The sequence below is a fragment of the Paenibacillus sp. P36 genome, assembly GCF_045866505.1.
Classification (GTDB): domain Bacteria; phylum Bacillota; class Bacilli; order Paenibacillales; family NBRC-103111; genus Paenibacillus_E; species Paenibacillus_E chondroitinus.
In genome coordinates this window covers 6,446,250-6,464,377 of the sequence record NZ_AP038372.1, presented here as the reverse complement: position 1 = coordinate 6,464,377, position 18,128 = coordinate 6,446,250, and the positions used below count along the sequence as shown (strand labels likewise).

Below are 18,128 nucleotides of genomic sequence, written 5' to 3'. Positions count from 1 at the left end.
AAAATGGCCAGAACAAATCCAGGTTATGGAGGGGGACCACCATGGATTTCAGAAACAGGAGATTGGTAACTGCCTGCTGTTCGCTGGTTGTAGTAGGGAGTTTAGTAGCGGGGTGTGATCACATACCAAATCGTACAGTCAAGCCATCGGCGAGAGTAAGCTCTTCACCGTCGGACAATCCGATGACGCTTTCATGGATGAGATACGAGCATTCTTCCCAAGCGTTAGATGCAAATTCGGTCGTTGTTCAAGAAATTCAAAAAAGAAAAAACGTCAAGATTGCCTTACAAAGCGTTCCACAGAGTAACTATGAGGACAAAAAGAAAACCTTAATGGCTACAAATTCGATTCCCGATGTCATGATGGTCAATCAAAATGATCTTACGGATTTCGCGGATACCCACATTTTTCTAGATCTCACACCGTATTTGGATAAAATGCCGAATTTCCATAAGCTCATCGCGCAAAAGCCGGAAATCAATAAAACGAAAGTGGATGGCAAGCTGTACGGTTTTCCTTTAGTAACGAAATGGAGCGTTCAATCTGGTTTGTTGCCAATGATGCGCACAGATTTGTTAGCGAAACTTCATTTAAAAGCGCCAACGACGTACGAAGAGCTATATCAGGTACTCAAGAAGTTTAAAGAAGCTTATCCAGCGTCTTATCCTTTTACGAGTAGAGCGGCGAATGGTAAAACAGGAACAGAAAATTTGATCAATCCTATTGCTTTCGGCTTTGGAAGTGGCTATACGAATATTACGGGAACTAAAATTTACTATGAACCGCTGACGCAGCAATATAAATTTGGTCCTTTTGCCCCTGAATTCAAAGAGGCTATCGCCTATCTTCATAAACTTTACAAAGAAAAACTGCTTGATCCAGATTATGCCGTAGCAACCTCACAAATATGGCAGGAGAAATTAAGCTCTGGCAAATCGTTCTTTTTTCAAGATAACAATGGTTTCGGAGCGAATTTTAATAAAACACTTCAGGTGAAAGAACCGGAAGCCAAGTTCGAATTGTTACCTGCTCTGGCGAGTAATAAAGGAGTTAAACGCAATACCATTTATCAGCTGGATCACCTTGGTGAAATGTACGCAATAAGCGCTAAGGTTAAGAATCCGGAAGAAGTGATTAAGCTCATAGACTGGATGTATGGGGAAGAGGGGACGAATCTAACCAGTTTCGGAGTAGAAAATGTGGATTACACGCTGGTTGGCGGCGAATATCAGATATCGGATGCAACGAAGCTGAAGTTCAAAGATAAACAAGATCCCTTCCGCTCGATGCAATCTGCCCTTGGTACCGGTTATCTTGGCTTAGCGTTTCAATCTGACGACCATCCGATTCTGTTATCTTCTGCACCGGAACTAATTAAGTGGTCTGATAAGGCAACCCAGGATCTGGCCGACGGAATGAATTACCGGGAGATCAATGATCCTCCATTTAATAAGCAAGAACGAGATCGGCTTAAACAACTCCGCACACAATTGGATGCCTATTTAACTCAAAATATGGACAAATTCATTGTCAGTGAAGGGGCATTAAATGATTGGGATACTTTTATCAAGCAATGTAAAGACAAAGGGGCAACGGAGATTGAAACGATTTACAATACAGCACTTGCACGAGTAATAAAGTAACTTGATCAAGGGGGTACTACGGAATGAACGCTATTTTGAGTTCAATGACGACACGTTATCCAGAATTAATAGGCTGTTTACCAGATATCGAATTGGGGTTTGAGCTGCTAAACCATTCGTTTCATCAAGGAAACAAGCTGTTATTATGTGGTAACGGTGGAAGTGCCGCAGATTGTGAGCATGTTGTAGGCGAACTGATGAAGGGATTTATCTCCAAAAGGCCTTTATCCGCATCTGTAAGCGATCGTTTTGAACGTGAATTTCCGGGAGAAGGGTTGGATCTTGCTGTTAAGCTCCAAGGGGCGCTGCCGGCGATTTCACTCGTAAGTCACTCAGCTTTGATAAGTGCTTATGCCAATGATGTTGATCCAGAAATGATTTTCGCCCAGCAAGTGTATGGTTACGGCCGTTCAGGGGATGTATTGATTGCATTCAGCACATCTGGCAACTCTACGAATATCCTTCGGGCACTGCAGGTTGCCAAGGTGCAAGGGTTGAAAACCATTGGTTTCACGGGGGATAGCGGCGGGAAATTGAAGTCTTTATGTGATGTGACGATATGTGTGCCTTGGGAGAAAACCCTCGACATTCAAGAGAGGCATCTGCCGATCTATCATGCGTTATGCCTGATGTTGGAGGAGGCGTTTTTCCCAAAATGACCCTTGTTGCTGCAGTCGATATTGGTGGAACAAAATGCGCAGTAAGTTTGGCTGTTGTCGAGAAGGATAGCGTCGTATTCGTGGATAAAATAAGCTTTTCGACCCCATCTGGGCCAGAGATGGCAATTGGTGCAATCTGCACATCTCTGGATACGATGTTAATGCGTTATCCAGATCGGACACCTGAAGCCATAGGTATCAGTTGTGGAGGTCCGCTTAACAGTCAAGCGGGCGTCATTCTCTCGCCTCCGAATCTTCCCGGTTGGGATCATGTTGATGTCGTATCTCCTTTGTATGTACGTTACGGTGTTCCAGTCGGATTACAGAATGATGCGAATGCTTGCGCCTTAGCCGAATGGCGTTTTGGAGCGGGAAAAGGCTGCCGCCATATGGTATTCCTTACTTTCGGCACAGGCATGGGAGCAGGATTGATCCTTAACGGCCAGCTTTATATAGGTAAAAATGATATGGCAGGTGAAGTTGGGCATGTTCGTTTGGAAGCCAATGGCCCCTGGGGATATGGCAAGGCGGGTTCATTTGAGGGCTTCTGCAGTGGCGGCGGTATTGCGAAGCTTGCTCGGACAATGTCGCTTCAAGCCATTCAGGAAGGCAAACCACCTTCTTATTGCCAAACAATAAACGATCTGAGCAGCTTGACGGCGGAAACGGTAGGAAAGGCTGCGGAATCAGGGGATTCCATGGCGATTGAAGTGTATGAGACGGTAGGCCGCCGCTTGGGGCAAGGAATTGCTATGTTAATTGATGTGCTTAATCCGGAGAAAATTGTAATTGGCAGTATCTATGGACGACAGCACAAGCTGCTGGAGCCCCTGGTAATGGCAACATTAAGGCAGGAGGCGTTATCGTTCTCCTTAGATGTTTGTGAGATCGTACCTGCCGGGTTGGGGGAACAAGTTGGGGATTATGCAGGTGTATCTGTTGCAATGGAGATGTTGAGTAACAGTTGAGTGCGGGCGATAAATCCAAATTTTAACTTATTATACTCTAAAAGTATTTTTTGAACGAGGGGGAGATCATGATGGAGAGTGGGGGCAAAAAGTACGCCATTGGCGTCGATTATGGCACGGAAAGCGGCCGGGCTGTATTGGTGGATGTACAGACCGGTGAGGAAATAGCGGCACATGTAACCGCTTATGCACACGGTGTAATCGATCGCCAGCTGCCGGGTTCGGAAGTGATGCTTGCAAAAGATTGGGCTCTGCAGCATCCAGGGGATTATCTGGATGTGCTTCGCCAAACGGTGCCCGCAGTGCTTCAGCAGGCAGGAATTCCGCCGGAATCTGTGATCGGCATCGGTATTGACTTCACCGCTTGCACGGTGCTGCCCGTGAATGCGGATGGCGTTCCAATATGCTTCTTCGAGGAGTATCGGAACAATCCGCACAGCTGGACCAAGCTTTGGAAGCATCATGCGGCGGCCCCGCAAGCGGAACGTATAAACCATTTGGCCAAAGAGAGAGGCGAAGATTTCCTTCCCCGTTACGGCGGCAGCATCTCTTCGGAATGGCTTCTGCCCAAACTGCTGGAGACGGCCGAACAGTCACCGGCTGTATTCGAGGCGGCCGATCGCTTCGTGGAGGCGGCGGACTGGGTTGTCTGGCAGCTTTGCGGTGAGCTGGCCAGGAGCAGTTGCTGTGCGGGCTACAAAGGAATGTGGCACAAGCTGGAAGGTTACCCGTCCACGGAGTTCCTGAAGCAGCTGGACCCGCGGTTTGAAAGTTTGTACCAAACCAAGTTGGCTGGAGCTGTAGTACCTGTGGGATCCCGTGCAGGGGGATTGGAACCGCGGATGGCCAAAGAGCTCGGCTTGCTCCCAGGCACAGCTGTTTCTACTGCCATCATTGATGCACATGCCGCCGTACTCGGCTGTGGTGTCACTGACCCAGGCAGTATGGTTCTGGCTATGGGAACTTCACTGTGCCACATGGTTCTCGGCGACGAAGAACATCTCATTCAAGGAGTTAACGGCGTGGTGGAGGACGGCATTGTGCCAGGCATGTTCGGCTATGAAGCGGGTCAGCCGGCCGTTGGCGACATGTTTGCATGGTTCGTCAACACATCGGTATCCGAAGAGATAACGCGTAAGGCTGCCGCCGAGGGAATCGGCGTTCATACCTGGTTGGAGCGTGAAGCCAGCCAGTTAAGTCCCGGGCAGTCTGGTCTGCTGGCGCTCGATTGGTGGAACGGAGGGCGTTCGCCCATCCTGGACGAAGCGTTATCCGGGCTGCTTGTCGGGCTGACGTTGAGTACAACGCACGCTGAGATCTACCGCGCGTTGCTGGAATCCGCAGCTTTCGGTACAAGACGGATCATCGAAACCTTTGAAGAGAGCGGAGTGCAGATAGCTTCTCTCTATGCGTGCGGCGGGTTGCCTCAAAAAAATAAGCTGCTGATGCAAATTTTTGCCGATGTTCTGGGGATGGACATCAAGGTGGCGAAGTCGACTCAACCTGTCGCGCTTGGCGCAGCTATCTGCGGAGCGGCTGCAGCGGGCAGCCAAGCAGGCGGCTACGACAGCCTGAGTGAGGGTATTCGCGCGATGGGACAAACGAAGGAGCAGTCCATCCGACCGAATCGTGAGCACAAGGCTGCTTACGACAGGTTATACGCCCAGTATCGTGCGATGCATGAGGCGTTCGGAGTACCTTCCGGCCAAGTGGGGAAGGTAATGCGTGAGCTGAAGCGCATGCGAACTGGGGGTTAGAGCTTTTGGAATGGCCTGACGGCCAAAATGTACTCGGCCTGTGAATCTGCGTGTTCCTTTGGAACTGCGGGTGGCAGGTCGCTTTTATTTGGCAGGGCATGCTGAATCCCAAACCGACTGATTGCATCCCAAAGGAGCGCCTTCTATTTGAACTTTTAAGAGCCTAGCCTAAGATTAGCGGGAAATACTACCGCAATTTAGTGGCGTAATCAGGCTATAGCATGAATAAATGGATTTTCTCCTGTTAATGGATGCGTATCGATAAAAATGAGGCTGTCAAAGGTCATCTGTGAGGTAAAGGGATTATTGGAGCAATCTAGAAATTAGTGTGGAGGAAAAAGAAAGGGGCAGTGATGGCGTATGTTCTTAGTTAATTCTCGTGCGATCATTGAAAGAATGCAAGAAGGAACAATCGAAATTGTCGTTCAGACACGAAATAAACCTGGTGAACCTCAACGGATTGAACTACCTGGTGGGAGAATAGAGCAATACGAATCGTTAATAGCAGCGCTTATTAGAGAAGTAAAGGAAGAGACTGGCCTTGATATTGTAGAAATTGAAGGTGAAGATACAAGAATTGATACCGTTGGTATCGATCCGAGTTTTGAAGTGGAGTGTGTAAAACCCTTCGGGGCTTATCAGACCCTTAACGGACCCTTTGATTCGGTTGGTGTCTACTTTCGTTGTAAAGTGCAAGGGGAGTTAGTGCAATCAGGTGATGAAACTAAGAACCCAAGATGGATTGCCGTAGATGAATTAAGACAACTAATGAAGGACGATCCCCATCAATTTTCCAGTGTAGACAGGGCGGGAGTTATGTTTTATTTGAAGTATTTAGAAAAACAGAGACGGGCGTAATAAAAGACTTTGTAAATCTATTGTCTTTTTACTAGATTCAATAGATAATAATGGTAATTTACTGGATGGTGGAATTTGGGGGAAGAACAGCATGTTTAGAATCTACTTACGAAAAATGGTTTTGATTGCTTTAGTTTCTGTATTTGTTTGGAACTATGGCACTTTAACGACTATGGCATCGGTATCGAATGACAAAATCGTCATCAAGCTTAAATTAGATGATACCCAAGCTTCAGTTAACGGCAAGTCGGTTGTGCTTGGAATGGCTCCTCGCTTGGTGAATAACACGACGATGATTCCGCTGAGATTTGTAACGGAGGCTTTAGGCGCCGAGGTCATATGGGATGGAAACACGCAGAGTGTGCAATTAACATTTGCTTCACAACACATTATCATGAAAATCGGAAGTACAGCAGCAAAAGTTAATGATGCTTCTATCAATTTAGAACAACCGCCTGTCATTCAAAATGAGACGACATTAGTGCCAATTCGGTTTATTGCGGAAAATTTCCATCAGACCGTTTCTTTTGACGATCAAACGCATGAGATAAGCATTGTAAACGTACCCGCGGTGTCAACAATCCCAGATAACGTAGCGCCCGCTGCAGAGCGTTTGGAAAAGCCAACAGTTGATAATTTGACGAACATAACCATCACAAGAATTCCTCAGTTCACTGATCGTACTAAGTATTCATTTAAAGCCCCTTACGCTGAAGGCGTAGTTATGACTACGGATGGCAAAAACAATTTGTACCTTTTAGGTGAAAGCTCTCCACAAAGTTTTAACATTCAGAAAATGAGCTTAAATAAAGGCGAAGAATTAGAAGTACAATTTTTGGTATCCTTCAGTAAAAAAGAATTTAATTTTAATTATAAGGACCCTAATGGAATAATGAGGGATTTTAATTACGATCAATTCATCCCGAACTCTTTATATTATGATCGCAATTCGGATAAAATCTTTGTCATGGGAAACGACTTTAATCAAGAATTGACGGTATTTTATCAAGTTTATCCTAGCGTGAAACTGATTGCCTACGATAGATCTAGTGATTTGAAAAGTAAATTTGACTTCATACAACCGTCAGATGATGGGCAAACCTATTATATCAGCAACTCTTTCAAAGGTAGTATCTATACGGTACATGAAGGAGAAGCTCTATCAACCCATACCAATATTGATAGTATACATACGCACCACTTAACTTCACTCATGGATAAAGGTCAATTGTACGTACTTGATCAGGACAACAAAACGATTCAATTGGTAACTCCTGGTGTAGGTGCGAGCGTAGTTGCAACCCTTAACGTAGGTGATATTAAATCTGCAATAGCGCACGAAGGCAATTTCTACTTAATGGGGGGCAAGCAATTCTACCGTGTTGATGTGAAAGGGAAACTTGAAGAATACGCTGATTTAGACAAGGCCGAATATCATAAGGGTCTTTATAATTTCAAGACCAATACGTTTGATCCTACACCCAATCCAAATGTTTTTGTTCATCCTGAAGAAGAGGATAAAATTGAGCCCAAACGGATTGTGCTTGGTCTTGCCCCGCAACGATTTATTATTGATCCAAAAGGTAACATTATCATTTATGATGATATGTATAAGATTCTCAGAAAAATTAATTTGTTTAAGTAAAGGTGACAAAGTGATAGGAAACTAGAATAGACGTATACCCAAAAACAAAAGCTGCCGGAATCATCCGGCGGCTTTTATTTTTGGGTATGGGGTAAGCGAAGCTTCCCTGCACACCGGCTCATGACATTTGCTGCTACCGCTCGGGCGATTCACCAGCGAGGGGAACTACAGGGCGCTATTTCATAGAAATAGGCTCTTTTTCGGCCGGAGGGGAACTGTGGGCTGCTATTTGTCCGTTTTCTTAAAGAAAACGGGATCAGTCGATCAAATAACGCCTTGTAGTTCCGCTGAACGCGGAAACGGGCTAAATTTGCTAGAATAGCGCCCTGTAGTTCCTCAAGGATGCATCGCTGACCAACTTAACGCATCTAGTATGAGGTTACCCCCTCCGCCAATTGTCTCAGTAACGCTAAATATTTAGCGGCGCTGAATCTTCTCCACCCCCAAAATTCGCTCCTACCAGGCTCTTAACAAGCTAAACGAAGGAGGAGAAGTTAACTCCTCCAACGCTCCTTTCCTCCGCAGGGAACTGCAGGGCGCTATTTCATCGAAATAGGCTCTTTTTCGCGCGGAGGGGAACTGTAGGCCTCTATTTGTCCGTTTTCTTAAAGAAAACGGGATTAGTCGATCAAATAACGCCTTGTAGTTCCGCTGAACGCGGAAACGGGCTAAATTTGCTAGAATAGCGCCCTGTAGTTCCTCAAGGATGCATCGCTGAGCAATCTAATGCTAGTTTGCTGCTATCGCTTGAGCGCTGGGGTCCCCCCCTCTGCCAAGTGTCTCAATATCGCCGAATTTCTACCGACGCTGGCTGTGCCCATCGCTGGGAGGAAGAAACTGTTGGAGGAGTTAACTACTCCTCCGTAGTTTAGCTTGTAAAGAGCACGCGAGGAGCGAATTTTATGGTTAGCGATATGGTTAGCGATAGGGTTAGCAATGAACCTAAGCTCCAAAGCATGCACAATTCCTCGAATTGCGACATTTTTGCATTAACACTTTCTTGTTCCCGCTCTCAAATCCTGGAAAAATGTGCGAATCGCGGATCGGTTCATCCCATAGAGGATTGAACGATTGTCACGGCATCTCCCCAGCAGGTAAGATTGCGGTACTAGACGTGAAGGAGGCTTGCGACAGTGGCAAAGATGTATACGGAGGCTAAGCCCGGAATCACACACAGCGATGTGAAGCATGCGAGGTTAGCGCAAAATCGATATCTCCTAAATATGCGAAAGCATTGGATGCTTTATCTCATGATCATCCCGGGGCTCGTGTATTACCTTATTTTTAAATACGTGCCGCTCATGGGAAGTGTCATCGCCTTTCAGAATTATCAAATTTTCAAAGGCATGCTGGGAAGCTCTTGGGTAGGATTGGACAATTTCAAATTCATCTTCACGTATCAAGATTTCTATCATGTTTTAAGAAACACGGCGACGATCGCCACGTATCACCTCGTGTTCGGATTTCCTGCACCGATTATTCTAGCGCTTCTATTCAATGAAGTGAGGTTGATGCTGTTCAAACGGGTTGTACAAAGCATGTTCTATCTTCCGCACTTCTTATCATGGGTCGTTGTCGGAGGCATCGTCTTTGAACTACTGTCCACGCAAGGCGTGGCGAACATGGTCCGGGGATGGTTCGGTTTCGAGCCGATCTTGTTCATGCAGCAGCAGAGTTATTTTCGTACGATTGTCGTCTTGTCGGGCATTTGGAAGGAAGTCGGATGGGGCACGATTATTTACCTTGCCGCAATTGCCGGCATTAATCCGAACTTGTATGAGGCGGCCGTGATGGACGGGGCGAATCGCTGGAAGCAGACGCTTCATATTACGCTGCCGATCCTGTTTCCTACAATTCTGGTGTTATTCCTACTGAACATCGGCAATTTCCTTGAGCTCGGTTTTGACCAGATTTATAATCTCTTGACGCCTATGACCTACTCCGTGGGTGATATCATTGAGACGTATGTGTACCGGGCAGGGGTTTTGCAGGGCCAGTACAGCGTTACGACAGCTATTGGATTATTCCAGTCCGTCATTGGTTTCGCGCTGCTGTGGATTTTTAACCGAATGGCCAGAAAGACAGAACAGGGGTTGTGGTGATGAAACAGACGTATGGAGAAAAGGTTTTTCAAGTAGTCAACTATTTGTTCCTGGCCGCTGCTGCAGGCACGATGTTGATGCCGCTTGTTCATCTGTTGGCGGTGTCGCTCAGTTCACCCCTTGCGGCTGATTCGAAAACAGTATTCTTACTACCGGTAGAATTTACCTGGGCATCGTGGGGGCATATCCTGCAAAATAAGGGATTATGGAGCGCATTCGGCGTAACGCTATACATCACGGTAGTTGGGACCCTGCTGAGCATGCTGTTCTCCGTATTGACAGCGTTTCCGCTGTCCCGCAAGGAATTTCTCATTCGCAAGCCATTTATGCTGGCTGTAATCATTACGATGATTTTTAATGCGCCGATGATCCCATTTTTCCTGACCGTTCGGGAGCTGGGCATGATGAACTCCCTGTGGTCACTTATTTTGCCAGGATTAATTGGAACGTTTAACATGATTATTATTCGAACGTTTTTTATGGGCATCCCGGCGGAACTCGATGATTCAGCGCGAATGGACGGCTGCACCGATGCAGGCATTTTGTTCCGGATCTATCTGCCTTTATCCAAGCCGGTGCTTGCGACGGTTAGTTTATTTTATGCCGTTGGATATTGGAATACTTTCCAGAGGGCTGTACTGTTCATCCGTGATCCTAACAAATGGCCGCTGCAAATGAAGCTGCGCGCTTACTTGCAGTCACCGGAGGAATTGGCTGCTGTGAATCTGTTCCTTGGCGATTACGATTTCAATACGACAACATTGAAAGCGGCAACAATACTGTTCGCAACAGTGCCGATTATTTTAGTATACCCGTACTTGCAGAAGTATTTTGTAAAGGGTTCCATGCTAGGCTCGCTGAAGGAGTAAAGACCGCAATACGGCTGGCTGCATCATATGATGTGCTATAAAAAGGGAGGATACATGCATGAAGAAACGTTTATTCGGGAAAAAGGGAGCGATTACGGCGGCGGTTTCGCTACTTGCTGTTACAGTCCTTGCGGGTTGTGCGCAAACCGGTGACAAAACCCCAGTCGCAGAAGGCGGCGCCCAGAACGACAAGCTTGTACAGGTAAAGGTGTTCAAAAGCCATATGGGTGTAGGCACCATTCCGGATGCGAATAACGCGCACGTCAAATATGTAGCGGAGAAAACAGGCGTTGAATACCAACTGACGACCACGCCTCCAGGCTCAGAACCAACAGAGTTTCTCAATCTGATGATTGCTTCGAACGATTTGCCGGACATCCTACGCCCGATTGGCGGCATTGAGCAGACGTTGATCAAACAAGGCGGAGCGCTGCCATTGGAAGATCTTCTTCCAAAGTACGCACCTAATGTATGGAAAAACATTCCCAAGGAGGCGTGGGATGTCGTTCGTTCGGCCTCGTCCGATGGCCATATTTATTATGTGCCGAAGGTGTTTCTCGTCCCTGAGCGGGCACCGATGATCCGGAAGGATTGGCTGGATAAGGTCGGATTGCCTATGCCGAAGACAGCAGCTGATTATAAGGAAGTACTGAAGGCTTTCCGTGACAAAGATCCAAACGGCAACGGAATAAAAGATGAGCTGCCAACCTCGGGCCGGGAATTCGGCAAATGGATGGATCACCTGTTTGGCATGTACGGCGTCGCCATGTGGGAAGGAAGTCCGGAGTGGGATCTGTATGACGGTAAAATTCAGTATGCGGGCGTTACCCCTAACATGAAGGCGGCCATCGGATATATCCGCGAGTTGTATGCAGAGAAGCTGCTCGATAACGAGACATTCCTTAACAAAGGCGACGTATGGCAGGCCAAAATCAACAATAATCTGGTTGGCAGCTGGTACCACCTCCCGGCAAGTGTGCGCGATCGCTTTACAGCGATGCTGAAGGGAGCTCCTGATGCTTATATCGTTGGCATGCCCGTGCCTAAAGTAGATGGTTTCCAAGGATTTGTTACGATGAAAACGATGGGTGAGCCGGAATGGATCATTCCTGCAGCAGCAAAAAACAAAGCCGAAGCATCTCTGAAGCTGCTCGACTTCTTCTATGATACAAGCAACGATGAGTTCATCCGGTTTGGGATTGAAGGACTTCAGCATCAAGTCGTGAATGGCAAAAAGGTCCTGTTGCCACCGGAGGACAGCCGCCCTCTTGCTCTCGGCATGCGTAACCTGACGACCAAAGAAGATATGGATATCCGGATCAAGGAAACCATTCCAGAGAACATGCAGAAGATGGTGCAGGATATTTTCACCGTCAATACAGCGGATGCCCGCCGAATCGCAGGAGACGGACTGCCGAACACGGTATACGAAGGTTTCCCGGATATTCAATCGCATAAGCTTTTTCAAGAATATTTGACCAAAATCGTGATCGGTGAATGGCCGATGGCGAAATTCGATGAGTTTGTGGACCGTTGGAACAAATCGGGAGGCGACAAGGTCACGCAGCGCGCCCAAGAGTGGTACGCAAAAGTGAAGAAGTAATAACGTATCCGGCGTAAGGTCCGCCCGCAGAGACGTCTTAGTCTCTTGCGGGCCCGAACGCGCTGAGAAGATAAATGACAGCAGCCATAGAAGGGGATGTAGCTCATGAAAAAGCGATATGCAATCTGCGGGGTAAGCGGTCGAGCGCTCGGCATGTTCGCCAAGCCCATTACGTCGACATTCTCCGCTAGAAGCGAACTCGTCGGCTTACTGGATCGCGACCAAGCTCGCTTTGAGCTGTTTCGAACGAGATTTCCAGAGCAGCAGGAAGTCCGTACTTACGGCGAGCATGAATTTGACCGGATGGTGGAAGAGACGCGCCCGGACGTTATCATTGTCGCTGGGCGTGACGACACACATGCGAAATATATTATAGCGGCCCTTGAGCATGATTTAGACGTGATCACGGAGAAGCCGATGGTGACAACAGGAGAGGATGCAAGGCGTGTAATGGAGGCGGAGTCAGCAAGTAAAGGGACGGTCACCGTTACTTTTAATTACCGATATGCGCCCATTCATACGAAAATTAAGGAAATGCTACTGGAAGGCAAGCTTGGCAGGATTACCTCGATTGACTTGAATTGGTATCTCGATACCTATCATGGTTCAAGTTATTTTAAACGTTGGAATCGAGTTAGAGAGCTGTCCGGAGGGTTGTCTATCCATAAATGCACGCATCATTTCGATCTGGTGAATTGGTGGATTGGGCAGCAGCCTGTCGAGGTGTTCGCATATGGCGCCTTGAATTATTACGGAGCTGAAGGGGAAGCGAACCCCAAGAAGGAGGATGGCCGTTTCTGCACGACCTGTGAGCTAACGGCAGAATGCGACTACTACTCACGTTGGAACACACGGAGCAAAAATATTCAAGTGCAGGACGATCATCTCGGATCGCTTGGTGCAGTGAAAAGCAAGTTTCCTTACTCAGATTATCGGCCTGATCAATGTATCTTCGATTCCCAAATTGATATTGAGGATACCTATGCAGCAACGGTCAAATATAACGGTGGCGCACTCCTTAGTTATTCGGTTAACTTCTCTTTGCCGTACGAGGGGTATCGATTGGCCATTAACGGCACGAAGGGGAGGCTTGAGTCGGTGGAGTATCATATGCCGAGCCGCACTCCATTTCCGACACCGGTGCAGACCATCGATTATTTCCCGCTGTTTGGCTCTAAGGAAACGATCCATGTCGTGCACCGAGAAGGCGGGCATGGAGGGGGAGACCCGCTATTGCTTGAGGATTTATTTATGGGCGAAGATCGCCGGCGGCCTTATCGAATTTTATCCGGAGCTGTGGATGGCGCGTTCTCCGTGGCGACTGGGGAAGCGGTATGGCGCTCGGTGAAGGAACACCGTCCGGTTACCATCGAGGAAGTGCTTAGCGGTGGATTCTCTGAGAAGGCTCTCAGTTTAAGCGGGAAAGGAGTGGCAGGACAATGACGACATCGTTAACCCGCTATATAGATCCAGAGGAAAGCATGGCCGCCCAAACGGATGGTACCAACATTCCCCATGTTCTGACCGTAATGGCTCAGCGTTACATTGGCGAGCATCCGCCACACGGTCCGGTGTACAGAGTGACACGCGCTAGTGATATCCGCAAGTTGGAAAATCACACGTATTCGTTTCCGATTGAACGTATTTTTCCGGAGATGCATGCGGGACAACGTGTGTATGCCTGGGCGAAACTGTGGATCGAAGAGCCGCAAGAGTTTATCTTTCTTCTTCGCTGTCTCGGACCTGTCCGATTGTATCACAATGGGGAGCAGCGTTTTGGCTCTGCCCCTGAGGAGGAAGCGGAAGGGGCACCTCCGCTGAAACTGAAGATTGGGATGGTGCGGGGCTGGAACCATTTTGTTTTGGAGCTTGGCCAACGTGCAGATGGACGATGCGGAGCGGAATTTGGCTCTGGCAATCGCAAGAATAAGCCTTATACCTTTCTTGCACCTTCACTAGAGCGTGAGGGGGAAGAGGGCTGGATCTATACGTCTCCGATGGATAGTCCGCTTGCACAAATGCCAGCTGCGACGATGAGGGAACAGGTAGCAAGTGCGGCGTCTTGGCTGCCGAAGCGCAGAGACATCAGTGGCTGGCAAGGCAGGTTGGAACAACTCTACGGTTTGTCCCCGGGTTTAAAGGCGATCTCTTGGACGTCCGTCCGAGTCGACCCGGCGATGACCGGTCCTGTAACGGTATCGGGGGTCGCCTATGGACCTGTCACCTTCATTTGGAATGGACATAAGGTTTATGAAGCTGCTGGAGAAGGCTCGTTCAGTTTTAATTTAGAATCGTGCCGGCGAAGCGGAAGCCTCGTGGCATACAGCACGTGCAGTGGGGAGAGTTGGGGGTTTCAGCTGTTTGAGGATTTGACGAATGCCGTGCTGCACTCGCCGGTCAAAGTCCATGGCTATGCAGGCAAATGGCTGTATATGGGGCCGTTCGCTGCTGATACCGAGCTGCGCGCTAATGATTATATGAAGATGGATACGGTTGCGGCCGGCTCTTCAGGTGAGGTGTTCTGGACGACGAATGAGCCTGAAGCTTTCGTTAGACCCTTTCTGGAGAATGAGCTCTTCGGCCGTTGGAACTATCCGCTTGGCGTAACCTTGTTCGGGTTGCTTGAGACAAGCCGTTTGCTAGCACGCAGCGACATGACGGATTACGTAACTCGCCACGTGGAATTTGCGACGTCAACCTATACGTATTCCCTCTGGGATCGGAAGAAGTTTGGAGCGGCAGGATTAAATAATCAGTTATCGCATATTGACAGCCTGGATGATTGTGGGTCCTTTGGAGCACTTGCTATTCTAGCGAACAGGTTACGGCAGCTGAAGGGAGCACGTGCGGTTTCAGATGACATCGCCCATTACATCATGAATGTACAGGACCGTCTGGAAGACGGAACGCTTTACCGCCGTATCGGCGTATCCCCGAGTATGCATAATACGATGTGGTGCGATGATATGTACATGAGTGTGCCGTTCCTATGCCGTTATAGCGAGCTATCCGGGGATTTGCGATATGTAGAGGAAGCTTCCCGTCAACTGCTTTTGTATAAAAAGTATTTATATATGCCTGAGCAGCAAATCATGTCTCATGTGTATGACGTAAGCAGCGGCAAGCCGTCATTGACGACTTGGGGACGGGGGAATGGCTGGGTCTTTTTCTCGCTCTCCGTGTTATTGCAAGCGCTGCCGAAAGGGCATTCCAGCTACAAGGAGATCCTCCGCTTTTACCGGGAGTTGGCGGAAGGGTATCTCCGTCTGCAGGGCAAAAACGGCCTGTGGCATCAGGTGCTGACTGATCCTGAGTCATATGAGGAAGCATCGTGTACCTCCATGTTCATGTACGGCTTCGCACTCGGCGTGCGGCACGGTTGGTTGCTGGAGCCACAAGCATTCACTCGGGCGGTGATGTCCGGTTGGAATGGTTTATGCGCTCGCGTCATCGATAAGCACGGGAACTTGTACGGCGTATGCAAAGGCTCCAGCTGGTCCTACTCGAACGCTTATTATAAGCATGAGCTTGGCTGGAACTTGAATGACACACACGGGATTGGCATTGTGCTTTTGGCCGGCATCGAAGCGAACGCCATGATGAACAGCTTAGGTATGAAAAGCTGAGGTGTTCCAGAGTGAGGATGAGAGGGAATCATTGGAAAGGATCGTGTCGCGAGGGAACAGATCGCGTTATAATAGTAAGATCTCCTAATAAGGTGGGAACCCTAACGTGACGCAATCCTTGAAGAAATGGCTGAAATACAATTTAGCCCATACGCAGACCCGACTCGTACTCATTTTAACCATATCGGTGTTTCTCATTATTCTGGCCGTCAGCCTGACATCCTACTATACGTCAAAGTCTGTCCTGCAGGAAGAACTCAGCGAGCCGCAGCGCCAAATGCTTCAATTGAATATGAACGTCATTGATGACGCTATCAAAGAGAGTGATAAGGCTGCCATTCAGGTTGCTTTGAACGCCAATATTTATAAGTTTCTGACCAGTGAGGTGCAGAATTCGTACGGCAACATATCGGACATTTATCAATTGCTGTCAACCCTAATAGGCAATTCGAAATATATCAAGAGCATCTATGTGTATGACATGACAAAAGGGAGCTTCATTGCGATTCCGCAGGGCTACAGCTCGAACAAGCTGAACTTCGACGATTCGGATTGGATTAACGTGGTGGACGAGTTCGGCGACGGGATGACGGTCATCAAAAAACGTCAGGTGCCGGAAGGCGCGGGTAGAAAGGGCTCCGAAGTTACGCTGTTTCGTAAAATTATGATTCAAGGCCAGTTTAAGGGGATTGTCACTGTCAATCTCAAGGATGAGGAATTGTTTGCTAAGCTGAATCCTCCCGTGCTCAATAATTTAAATCGGATGCGCTACATCATCGACGAGCATGATGAGATCCTGTACGCGGTCTCCAACTATGATTTCGATCAGGAGTCCATTCGGCAGGCGCTTGCTCAACTGCGGGAAGATGGCAGCAGTGACATTACTCATCAGAACCGCAAACTGCTGGTTAATCAGCTTGTTTCGCCAGTAACGGGCTGGAAATACGTGTCCATTGTCGTTCAGGACAGTTTGCTGGCCAAGTCCAAGAAAGTACGCAATGTCGTGTTGACCGTTTCCGTGGCTGCACTGGCGCTTGGTTGCGCGACGATTTTCTATATTAATGCCGCTGCTTTCCGACCGGCTCGCAGGCTGATGCAGCTGTTCAGTAACTACGACCGCAAGTCCATGAATCCCGAAGGCATCGATTTGGAGAAATTGGCCGGTGAACTGCTTAGCAACCATGCCCATCTGTCTCAGCTCGTCAGAGAGACAATGTCGGAGGCGTCTTCCAAGCTGCTTTACGATATGTACACGGGGAATTTGACCGGCAAGCGGGATATCGAGGAAAAGTGGCATCGTTATTTTGGCGAATGGTCATCAGAGCCTGTTACGGTAGCGGTCATTTCAATCGACCGATATGAGGATTGGTCGCGGAAGTATACGGGCGACGATCAATCGTTGCTGAAATTCGCCATGGCGAACATTGTCGCCGAGCTGTTCGAGCAAAGGTGGCGGGTTGTTTGCGCCGATTTTGGCAAAGACAAGATGGCGATATTGCTGCAACCGCTTGAAGCGGGGATCGTGCTTGAGCGCAAGCTGGAGGAAGCGATTGAGGTTGTTTCCAGATTGCTCAAGTTCAGCGTTTCGGTGGGGGTAAGCACCCCTCAAACGGAAGTTGCCCGGCTGCGTCAGGCGATGCTGGAAGCGGAGAATGCGCTGAATTATCGGCTTTATCAAGGATATGGGCAAGTTATTCCGTTTCATGAAGTATCGGGGCACGAAGTTAGGGAGACGGTCGTGGATGAAGGAAAGCTGGAAGAACTTTCGCAATTGATTGAATCGGGGGACGAGACCGGATCGCTGGAAGCGGTTGAACGTCTAATCTCCGATGTGCGTAGCCAATACGGGTATCCATCAGCGGCTTTAACGTTTTTACGGGCCGTGCTCGAACGCATAGAGCAGTTATGGCAAGCTGATGACGAATGTGCGGAGGGCAGCGCGGTCGAGAGATACGATACCTTTCATCTAGGGGATATCCAAGAGGATCTCTGTAAGCGGGTTCAGCCGTTGGTTCAGCGCTTCCACAAACTTATTCAAAGCAAGGATTTTATTACATGCCACCGCATGATTGATTATATGAAGCAGCATTTGAGCGAGACCATCGGCATCCCGGAGATTGCTGACGATGTGGGAATTAGCAGCAGCTTGGCAAGTCAGATTTTCAAGCAAGAAACGGGAGAAACGATCTATAACTATTTGACGCGCCTGCGTTTGGAACGAGCGGCGGACCTGCTGCTGAAGACCGAAAACAAGATTTCGGACATTGCGGTCATGGTTGGTTACCAGCATGAGAACAGCTTCATTCGAAGTTTCCGCAAATTCAAGAATATAACCCCGGGCAAATACCGGGATATGATGAGAACCCGTACGGACGCGATGCTGGAATAGATAAGCGGC

The 18,128-nt window shown here is 48.3% G+C and carries 12 protein-coding genes; all 12 read left to right on the top strand.

Features of this window, described 5'->3' with window-relative positions; translation table 11 throughout:
- The first annotated feature begins 41 nt into the window (after positions 1 to 41).
- The 12 genes from ACKTT9_RS28765 to ACKTT9_RS28710 all read left to right on the top strand — a co-directional run bounded on the left by ACKTT9_RS28765 (position 42) and on the right by ACKTT9_RS28710 (position 18,119).
- Positions 42 to 1,643: an extracellular solute-binding protein gene (locus tag ACKTT9_RS28765; protein ID WP_407868637.1), complete on the top strand. Its 1,602-nt coding sequence runs from the start codon at positions 42 to 44 to the stop codon at positions 1,641 to 1,643.
- A 23-nt stretch (positions 1,644 to 1,666) separates the two neighbouring features.
- The gene (locus ACKTT9_RS28760; protein WP_407868636.1) at positions 1,667 to 2,302 is read left to right on the top strand and encodes an SIS domain-containing protein; all 636 of its coding nucleotides are present in this window, start codon (positions 1,667 to 1,669) and stop codon (positions 2,300 to 2,302) included.
- Complete coding sequence (locus ACKTT9_RS28755) at positions 2,299 to 3,270, top strand: ROK family protein (protein ID WP_407868635.1); 972 nt, start codon at positions 2,299 to 2,301, stop codon at positions 3,268 to 3,270. Before ACKTT9_RS28760 ends, ACKTT9_RS28755 begins: the two co-directional genes overlap by 4 nt.
- A gap of 68 nt (positions 3,271 to 3,338) precedes the next feature.
- Entirely contained in the window at positions 3,339 to 5,027 is a 1,689-nt protein-coding gene (locus ACKTT9_RS28750; RefSeq protein ID WP_407868634.1) for a ribulokinase, read from the top strand.
- A 360-nt stretch (positions 5,028 to 5,387) separates the two neighbouring features.
- Entirely contained in the window at positions 5,388 to 5,885 is a 498-nt protein-coding gene (locus ACKTT9_RS28745) for an NUDIX hydrolase (RefSeq protein WP_407868633.1), read from the top strand.
- A 91-nt stretch (positions 5,886 to 5,976) separates the two neighbouring features.
- A complete protein-coding gene (locus tag ACKTT9_RS28740; RefSeq protein ID WP_407868632.1) occupies positions 5,977 to 7,530 on the top strand; it encodes a copper amine oxidase N-terminal domain-containing protein in 1,554 nt (517 codons plus the stop codon).
- A 1,142-nt stretch (positions 7,531 to 8,672) separates the two neighbouring features.
- On the top strand, positions 8,673 to 9,632 hold the full coding sequence (locus ACKTT9_RS28735; RefSeq protein WP_407873135.1) for an ABC transporter permease: 960 nt from the start codon (positions 8,673 to 8,675) through the stop codon (positions 9,630 to 9,632).
- A complete protein-coding gene (locus ACKTT9_RS28730; RefSeq protein WP_157318660.1) occupies positions 9,632 to 10,501 on the top strand; it encodes a carbohydrate ABC transporter permease in 870 nt (289 codons plus the stop codon). Before ACKTT9_RS28735 ends, ACKTT9_RS28730 begins: the two co-directional genes overlap by 1 nt.
- A gap of 58 nt (positions 10,502 to 10,559) precedes the next feature.
- Positions 10,560 to 12,104, top strand: a complete 1,545-nt coding sequence (locus ACKTT9_RS28725) for an extracellular solute-binding protein (protein ID WP_407868631.1) — start codon at positions 10,560 to 10,562, stop codon at positions 12,102 to 12,104.
- Between the two features lie 105 nt (positions 12,105 to 12,209).
- On the top strand, positions 12,210 to 13,547 hold the full coding sequence (locus ACKTT9_RS28720; protein ID WP_407868630.1) for a Gfo/Idh/MocA family protein: 1,338 nt from the start codon (positions 12,210 to 12,212) through the stop codon (positions 13,545 to 13,547).
- Entirely contained in the window at positions 13,544 to 15,730 is a 2,187-nt protein-coding gene (locus ACKTT9_RS28715) for a glycoside hydrolase family 105 protein (RefSeq protein ID WP_407868629.1), read from the top strand. Before ACKTT9_RS28720 ends, ACKTT9_RS28715 begins: the two co-directional genes overlap by 4 nt.
- A gap of 106 nt (positions 15,731 to 15,836) precedes the next feature.
- Positions 15,837 to 18,119, top strand: coding sequence for a helix-turn-helix domain-containing protein (locus ACKTT9_RS28710; RefSeq protein WP_407868628.1), 2,283 nt, complete (start codon positions 15,837 to 15,839; stop codon positions 18,117 to 18,119).
- The last annotated feature ends 9 nt before the right edge of the window (positions 18,120 to 18,128 follow it).

What these genes read in the sequence shown, in the direction of transcription:
- ACKTT9_RS28765 (WP_407868637.1), top strand. Translation starts at nt 42, where the DNA reads ATGGATTTCAGAAACAGGAGATTGGTAACTGCCTGCTGTTCGCTGGTT.
- ACKTT9_RS28760 (WP_407868636.1), top strand. Translation starts at nt 1,667, where the DNA reads ATGAACGCTATTTTGAGTTCAATGACGACACGTTATCCAGAATTAATA.
- ACKTT9_RS28755 (WP_407868635.1), top strand. Translation starts at nt 2,299, where the DNA reads ATGACCCTTGTTGCTGCAGTCGATATTGGTGGAACAAAATGCGCAGTA.
- ACKTT9_RS28750 (WP_407868634.1), top strand. Translation starts at nt 3,339, where the DNA reads ATGATGGAGAGTGGGGGCAAAAAGTACGCCATTGGCGTCGATTATGGC.
- ACKTT9_RS28745 (WP_407868633.1), top strand. Translation starts at nt 5,388, where the DNA reads ATGTTCTTAGTTAATTCTCGTGCGATCATTGAAAGAATGCAAGAAGGA.
- ACKTT9_RS28740 (WP_407868632.1), top strand. Translation starts at nt 5,977, where the DNA reads ATGTTTAGAATCTACTTACGAAAAATGGTTTTGATTGCTTTAGTTTCT.
- ACKTT9_RS28735 (WP_407873135.1), top strand. Translation starts at nt 8,673, where the DNA reads ATGTATACGGAGGCTAAGCCCGGAATCACACACAGCGATGTGAAGCAT.
- ACKTT9_RS28730 (WP_157318660.1), top strand. Translation starts at nt 9,632, where the DNA reads ATGAAACAGACGTATGGAGAAAAGGTTTTTCAAGTAGTCAACTATTTG.
- ACKTT9_RS28725 (WP_407868631.1), top strand. Translation starts at nt 10,560, where the DNA reads ATGAAGAAACGTTTATTCGGGAAAAAGGGAGCGATTACGGCGGCGGTT.
- ACKTT9_RS28720 (WP_407868630.1), top strand. Translation starts at nt 12,210, where the DNA reads ATGAAAAAGCGATATGCAATCTGCGGGGTAAGCGGTCGAGCGCTCGGC.
- ACKTT9_RS28715 (WP_407868629.1), top strand. Translation starts at nt 13,544, where the DNA reads ATGACGACATCGTTAACCCGCTATATAGATCCAGAGGAAAGCATGGCC.